A 7,253-nucleotide genomic window follows, 5' to 3' on the forward strand; every position below is an offset into this window, starting at 1 on the left:
GCACAAGAGCACCTCAGATGTCCTGTGCCGCCCGCTCACGAGCCGCTCCCAAAATCGTGCGCAAATCCACGGTCGGGAACACGCCAACTGGGCCCATAGAATGCTTCGAGCATCCGAAACGGATCCGCCGGAATCTCCACTAATGTGCCGAGAAAGGAAACGCGTCCGAAAGGCAGCAGGGCCGACAGCGGCACCAGGGGATCTCGCGCAGGCGTCAGGCGGACCTGCTCATCCTTCTGCACGGCCACGAACACATCGCAGCTCACGTACGGATCTTGGGGGTGCCACACACCGACGTGGTAAGGCGACGCCACCTGACAGATAAAGCCGCTCCCTTCCAGTGCCTCTTGAATCTGGGCAAGGTCGAGCGTTGGAAGAAGAGCGATCAAGTCGACGTCGTCGTCGTGGGGAATGAGGTCGCCCTCTCGAACGAAGCCCAGCAGGGCGCCATAAGCCAAACAGGCTGGGATCCCCTTCCGCTCCAGAGCAGCGCGCACTTTGTTTAGGCCAAGGATGGCGGCCGCCTTCTCCTCCGGCTGCCAGAAGCGAAATGTGCGCAAGATACCATGACTGGTCGCTTCGCGCCTCCGCGGGAGGAGGATCGTCTCGTTCAGCGCCTCTTTCAGGGGCGCAACCAGATCGGACCGATGCTGGACCAAGCGGTCGAGAGTTACGCGCAAAGCGGGATCTAGGGCCATGGCTTGCAGCGTCGCCCGTAGCGCGAGGCGGGCTGCCTGAGGCGGGAGCCCCTCCGGAACAGCGCTGCGAGCGGCTCGAGCGAAGGCCGCTGCGCGCGAGGCATGGCGCCAAATCGTGCGCCACCGCCCTCCCTGGGCGCGGACCTCGATGCGCAACGACCACGCCCGGTCTTGATGCCATTCAGGCCGGTTGTCGATGAGAATGCGTGTGAGCGTCGCCGGTTCGAATTCCAGGGTGAGACAAGGCTTTTCCTCGGAGGTCTCGAAGCAAACCCAAGGAAACCCTGCACTCAGAAGATGGTCTCGATGATCGTGGTCCACGATTTCGGCCTCGACGGAACGCAGGCCAACGACGCGGTGAGGGGGCTGCTCAGTTTCGAGGGCGAGCGCGCCCAGATGGAGGGGCGCTCGCTTCTCCAGGGAGAAGCGCAGTGCCTCGGTCCGCACGCGCAAGGGCAAAGATAGCGCCCCGCCTTGTTCGGCGCGCGTGAACCAGACATCCGGGAAGGCGAGGCGCCGAAGGGCCTCCAGTCGCTCCGGAAACAGTCGGACGATCTCAGCCGGCGTCATCCGTTACGGCGAGCGAGCACCCGGCCCACCACGGGGTCCTCCTCCTTGTAAGGAGCGAGACCTTGCCCTTCGGTTTCGAGGAGGATGTCGAAGCCGAGGTCTCCCAAGCGCGACAGCAAGTCGGCGTGGTCGATGAAGCGACGGTAGTGATTGCCGTGGCACTTCGGCAGCAGCGCATCAGCAAGCGTCCGGTATTCGAAGGCGACGAGCCCTCTTGGAGGCAGGCATTCGGATAGATCCAGCAGCAGCGCAGCTTCCGTTTCTGACGGAATGGCGTGGAGCATGAACCGGCCATAGGCCACCGCCATGCGGTCCGCGCGGAAGTGATCCTGCATCAACGCGCGCGCCTTGGCTACGTCCGCTTGGAGGAAACGCGCTCTGGATTTTGCGCCCCGGGCCTTCTCGATGGCTGACAGAGACTGATCCAGGGCCAACACGGCATGGCCTCGTTCGGCAAAGAAGCGCGCATCGCGACCATTCCCACAGGCGAGGTCCAGAAGAGCGGCACCAACTTCGATCTGACCCGAAATCCACTCTGCGAAGCCAGAGGCGGTCGCAGGCGCGATCGAGCGGTCATAGAAGGCATCCCAGTAGGTCTGACCCCTGTCGAGGATAGCGGTATCTTGCATTGCGGCGAACTGTTCCTTCATTGGTTTGCCGGATCAAGGCAGTGATTGACCGATAAACATCAAACGCGGCTTCCAGCCCAGTCTGTATTTGTTCGGTGAGGGCGGCCTGCTGGGGCCGGGTTACGGGATCAGCAACCCATCCCTTCCACGAACCTTTTGGCTCCTCACATACGGCTTCACGAACTGCGGCGGCATCAGCCGGACTTGGTGGCCCAGCTTGCTCAGCCCGCGGCCTCAGTGGTGCGCCGTGTGACATGCCTCCATGCCAACAAGTGCCGGCGGCAATCCCGCAAAGAAGGCAACGACCTCGCTGCGGCGGAGACGACGCCGCAGAACAACCCGTCCCGCTGCATCCATTCCTTGAACCTGGAAGACGTTCTTCGCCAGGTCCAACCCAAGGACCTCGACCGCCATCCTCGCCTCCTCTTGCTGGATCTCCTGGCCGCATCCTTGGCCAGGAGATCAGTGGGGAAAGCGGGGCCGTCCATCTCATCAACGGAAAGCTGCGGGACGAGCTGTTGAACGGGGAGGTGTCAACACGCTCCGGGAGCCCAGGTGCTGATCAAGGAGTGGCGCCGGTACTACATCGTGCTGCTGCAGGGAAGGATCGGGCGAGCCCCTGCAGATTTTTGCGGACTGGCAAGTTCTGGAAGCAGCCGCCGATTCCGGTGCGGAGCTTCCCTCCGGCCGGAATTTTGACCAAAGGGGGTGAGCGCGGTGTAGTTCTCGTGAGGCACCGGCGTTGCGCAGAATGCAACATCCGGCTGGGCGCGCCAGGGATTGTCGGGTCGCGAGGCCTACAGCATGGCGCTGCTGCCGTTGTCGTGCGGTGTCGCGTTGGCGCGTGGGCGGCGGTTGCCGCCCTCGGGCACGTTGGCTGATCAGACATCGATCCCGCACCATAAGCGGAGGCACAGTGCAGCGCGCGGCGCGGATGTCGGTCAGCTTGAACCCACCGGCCGGCGGTCTCCCGCTCCGCCTCCCGTCTCACGCAGCATGGCAACGAAGTTCCGCTTGGCGCGGTGGCGCGCCAGAAGATCCTCGACATAGGCCTGCTGCGCCCGGTCCTCGCCGAGCCGGGCGCGGACGGCTGCAATGCGGCCGATCAAGCGGCAGGCTTCGGCATAGCCATGCTTGTTGGTAAGCCTGACCTGCGCCTCGGCCAGCCGTTCATAGACCGCTATGGCGTCCGCGGGCCTGGCCGCCTCGCTCGCCTCTGCCAGTTGCCGCCAGAGGCCGTCATGGCAGCCGTGTCGCCGCACTGCTTCCCAGGCCGCGTCCAACCGACCCTCGCGGATGAGGATCTCGACCAGCAGGCCCGATGCGCCAATTCCGTCCCATCCAGTCTGGGGCGAGTGCTTCGCGAGCCTCGCTTCCAGCACCGCCAGGGCGCGGTCCGTCATGGCGACGCGCACCGCGGACCGGGCGCGGGTTCCCTTCGCCAGCGCTTCGTAGAGCCGCATGGACGGCTGGCGCTCGAAGCCGCGCCAGACCACCGCCTCGGCCTTCGCGCCCTGCCCGGCGGCGCGGTGCTGCTCGGCCAGGAACAGCAGCAGCGGTTCGTTCGAGGGGTCGTCGAACAGGAAGGCACCCTCCTCCGCCCAGCGCATCGCCTCCGCGTCGCGGCCCTGTTCGAGGCAGAACTCCGCCAGCCGTAGATAGTCGTTCACGTGCGATAGCCCCGCCACGCGCAGCGCGACACGCCGGTCAACGTCACCATCCTCCGCCGCGAAGCCGTCCAGGATCGGGAACAGCACGTACCGGGCGAGGCCCTCCTCGGCAGGCGCGAGCACGCCGCCGCGCTGCGCCCGGGTCTTCGGCAGGGCGTCCCAGGCAACCTCGGCAAGGCGCCGGTACTCGGCCAGGCCGACCGGGCCGAGCAGGTGGCCGTAGGTGCCGCTCGCGCCGCAAAAGGTGCCGAAGGGCTCACCCGTCTCGAGCTGGAACAGGTCCCGCGCCAAGGTGACCGGATCGGGGCGCAACGCCTCGCAGGCGGCGAGGTGGAGCGCCGCTGCGCGCTCAGCGATCTCGCCCCCGCCACCGTCTGAGTCGTCCACGCCCTCCAGTGCGCCCGGCAGGCGTCGGAACAGCTCGGTCGCGAGGTCCAGAACGAGGGCAGCATGTCCGGCCAGCAGGAGGCCCTCGAAGCCTTCCAGCACGTCAAGCACGCCTGTCACCCAGGCGCCGGCCTCGCCGTATTCGACGAAGCGTCCTGTCCGGAGCACGCGCTTCAACGCCGCCCGACAGCGTTGGGCCAGTTCGGCCGCGTCGCCGGCGGCCGCGCGCGTGGCCAGGTCGAGGCGGTCGAGCAGCGCCGGATCGCGCTCGGCAAGATCGAGGACCATCTCGGCAAGCCGCTCGACGCCTTGGCTACGCAGGTGCTCGCGGATAGCGCCCAGGCGGTCGGGAACGTTACCGCCTGCATTGGCCACCAGTCCGGTGGCGACGAGGTGCTTGCAGAAGCCATGGTCGGCGAAGGCGGGACAGGAGCACTCGCCCTGGATGCCGCCCCGCCCTGCCCGTAACACCGTCCGGTAGACGGTCGTGCCGGCGACCCGGGCGGACACGACCACGCCGTCGTCCGATAGTAGCGCCACTCGCCCCTCGCGCAGATAGACCTCGCCACGAGCGAAGGCGGCATCGCCGGCCAAGCGCTTCAGATCGGACGGGACGAAACGGGACATGCCAGGTGACCTCCTGTCCTTGCCCGCGCCGCTGTTCCGACGGCGCCGCCTCCCATCATAGCTGCAGCCCGATTTCGGGCACGAGGTGCTTTGGGTGCTGCGCGACTGTCTGTCCGGCGCGGTGCTGCTCGCGCGCAGCCTGCTGTCAAGCCGGCCGGAGGATCTCGTGCCGCTGCTTAGGAGGCCAGGGCGGCCGTGGGCGTGCTGGTTCTGGGCGTGATCAGCGACGGGCAGACCTCGATCCGCCGCGCGGTGGCCGAGGCGCTGCCGGGCGTGCCGCACCAGCTTTGCCATTTCCAATTTTTTCGCGAAGCGGCCCACCCGGTGTTCGAGGCCGATCGGAACGCCAAAAAGGAACTCAAGAAGCGGGTCCGCGGCGTGCGGCGCATCGAGCGCTCGGTGGGGGCATACTGTCTCGTCTCCTGACTCTTTGGGAGTAAAGGGCCAGCATTCACAAGGTCGCCCAGACCCTGAAGGCTGATGGAGTGCCCGCGCCGCGCGGTGGCTCTTGGGTCGTCACAACAGGCCGTCGGGCGCTGCTCCACCTCTTCGATAAGTAGAAAATCTGTGTTGGCGGCTATGCGTCTACGAAATATAGCGCGAGTGAGCATTTTTAGTTTCAAAACGCGAGCATGGAACGGTTTATGTGCGAAATCATTCAGTTTCTTACAAGAAATCCGAAAAGAGCTATAGGTATGAGTGGGCAAGATTTCCAGGAAGCGCTTTCTATCGCCTGCGGAGCGCCGGGTTGGATGGCTGCGTTCATGCCTGGAGAAGAGTATGGCAGCGACTGGATTTACCTGGAGCCGCCCTTTGCGGAGGCTGGAGGCTATGTCCTAGCGCGAGATGAGGCTGGCATCGTCCTGATGGACTCTCGGGGTTACGACGCCGGTTGTTTTGGCACGGTCCGTGAGGCCGTTCTTGCAGTAATACGCCAAGCCTAGCTGTGCCTAGCTGTCAGCTATGGACGGCCCCACCCCACGTGGGTGATCGTGGCATTCTAGTAGCACGGTCGCCTGCAGTCAGCTATCCAGTCTCGTTTGGACCCTGATGGTTTCCGCGAAGCGGCGTCCAATCATTTGACGCTCTCCAGGAGCGATGCATCCGTCGGACCTTGCCGCTTCCAGTCTTGCAAACGAACCTGCCATCAACCTCGACCCCCTCGCAGACCATGAACTACCCCATCCAATCCTGCGGATTGGATGGAGTTTCGTGAGCAGGCGGGGCAACCCCCGCTCTCTCTCGCAGGGCCGGTTCCCGACCCGATTGCATCTGTCCCAGCACCCAGTTCAGGGCAACGCGGCCTGAATACCGCAAGAGGCTCGAGGCTGATCCTGCCTGGCCGCCGAAGGCTCGGCTGGTGACCAGCATGCATGCCTGCACGACGCAAGGGGAATATGGCTGTCTTTCGATCGCGGCGTGGCCGCCTCCAGATCTCATGCCAAGTCCTGACGGATGTCGCGGATGCTTGGAACGCCCTTTACCTTGCGCGGATCGCGCATGGATTGCGGATCGCGGGCGCCTGAGTGTCGAAGAATCGGACAGGTTGATGGAACGAGCTACGTGATTCGCCTTGCTTGACCCTCGGGGCGACTACGCTATTGCCGGGCATCTTTTCGCGGAGGCCTTGTGACTATTCTCCTCACCGGCGGCTGCGGGTTCATCGGCTCCGCCGTGGTTCGCCACATCCTCGGCACCACCGATGAGGTCGTGGTCAACATCGACAAGCTGACCTACGCCGCCAGCCCCGAAGCACTGGAATCCTGGCGCCAGCACCCGCGCCACGTGCTGATCCAGGCCGATATCTGCGACGCCGAGGCGATGCGCTCGGCCTTCCGCACGCACCGGCCGCGCGCGGTGATGCACCTCGCGGCCGAGAGCCACGTGGACCGCTCCATCGACGGGCCGGCGGAATTCATCCGCACCAATGTCGTCGGCACCCAGGTGATGCTGGAGGCAGCGCGCGAATACTGGTCGTCGCTGGAGGGCGAGGCGAAGGCGGCGTTCCGCTTCCACCACGTCTCGACCGACGAGGTATTCGGCTCGCTCTACCCGGGCGATCCGCCCTTCACGCCCGAGACGCCTTACGACCCGCGCTCGCCCTATTCGGCCAGCAAGGCGGCGAGCGACCACCTCGTGCGGGCTTGGAACCACACCTACGGCTTCCCGTCCTTCGTCTCCAACACGACGAACAACTACGGCCCCTGGCAGTTCCCCGAGAAGCTGATCCCCCTCGTCACGCTCAATGCGCTCGAGGGCAAGAGCCTGCCGGTCTATGGCAAGGGCGACAACGTCCGCGACTGGCTGCACGTGGAGGATCACGCCGAGGCGCTGGCCCTGGCGCTGTTCCGTGGGCGGCCCGGCGCGACCTACTGCATCGGCCCGCGCCAGGAGCGCACCAACCTCGAGGTGGTGAAGGCGATCTGCGCCACGCTCGACCGGCTGCGCCCGGATCCGGCCGGGCCGCGCGAGCGGCTGATCACCTTCGTGAAGGACCGCCCGGGCCATGATTTCCGCTACGCCATGGACCCCTCGGGCGCCGAGGCCGCGCTCGACTGGAAGGCGCGCTACGACTTCGAGAGCGGCCTGGAGCACACGATCCGTTGGTACCTGGACAACGAGGCCTGGTGGCGGCCGATCCGGGAGAAGGCCTATGCGGGCCAGCGTTTGGG

The 7,253-nt window shown here is 65.5% G+C and carries 4 protein-coding genes and 2 pseudogenes; 2 read left to right on the forward strand and 4 right to left on the reverse strand.

Annotated features, from left to right (window positions below):
- Positions 1–35: 35 nt before the first annotated feature.
- From JTJ31_RS19750 to JTJ31_RS19765, 4 genes and pseudogenes are all read right to left on the reverse strand, one after another.
- The gene (locus tag JTJ31_RS19750) at positions 36–1,268 is read right to left on the reverse strand and encodes a LicD family protein (protein ID WP_207540462.1); all 1,233 of its coding nucleotides are present in this window, start codon (positions 1,266–1,268) and stop codon (positions 36–38) included.
- Positions 1,265–1,918, reverse strand: a complete 654-nt coding sequence (locus JTJ31_RS19755) for a class I SAM-dependent methyltransferase (RefSeq protein ID WP_207540463.1) — start codon at positions 1,916–1,918, stop codon at positions 1,265–1,267. Before JTJ31_RS19755 ends, JTJ31_RS19750 begins: the two co-directional genes overlap by 4 nt.
- A gap of 132 nt (positions 1,919–2,050) precedes the next feature.
- Positions 2,051–2,311 (reverse strand): annotated as a pseudogene (locus JTJ31_RS19760) (IS110 family transposase); the annotation flags it as partial.
- Positions 2,312–2,838: 527 nt separating this feature from the next.
- A complete protein-coding gene (locus tag JTJ31_RS19765) occupies positions 2,839–4,581 on the reverse strand; it encodes an SWIM zinc finger family protein (protein ID WP_207540465.1) in 1,743 nt (580 codons plus the stop codon).
- Positions 4,582–4,642: 61 nt separating this feature from the next.
- Here JTJ31_RS19765 and JTJ31_RS19770 point away from each other — a divergent pair.
- Together JTJ31_RS19770 and rfbB are read left to right on the forward strand one after the other, a co-directional pair.
- Positions 4,643–4,977, forward strand: a pseudogene (locus tag JTJ31_RS19770) (ISNCY family transposase); the annotation flags it as partial.
- A 1,233-nt stretch (positions 4,978–6,210) separates the two neighbouring features.
- The coding region (rfbB, locus tag JTJ31_RS19775) for a dTDP-glucose 4,6-dehydratase (protein WP_207540466.1) at positions 6,211–7,253 on the forward strand (1,043 nt) is incomplete at its 3' end.

This window comes from Sabulicella rubraurantiaca (genome assembly GCF_017355885.1).
Classification (GTDB): domain Bacteria; phylum Pseudomonadota; class Alphaproteobacteria; order Acetobacterales; family Acetobacteraceae; genus Roseococcus; species Roseococcus rubraurantiacus.

Coding starts and splice junctions, on each gene's coding strand:
- JTJ31_RS19750 (WP_207540462.1), bottom strand. CDS start 1,268: ATGACGCCGGCTGAGATCGTCCGACTGTTTCCGGAGCGACTGGAGGCC.
- JTJ31_RS19765 (WP_207540465.1), bottom strand. CDS start 4,581: ATGTCCCGTTTCGTCCCGTCCGATCTGAAGCGCTTGGCCGGCGATGCC.
- JTJ31_RS19755 (WP_207540463.1), bottom strand. CDS start 1,918: ATGAAGGAACAGTTCGCCGCAATGCAAGATACCGCTATCCTCGACAGG.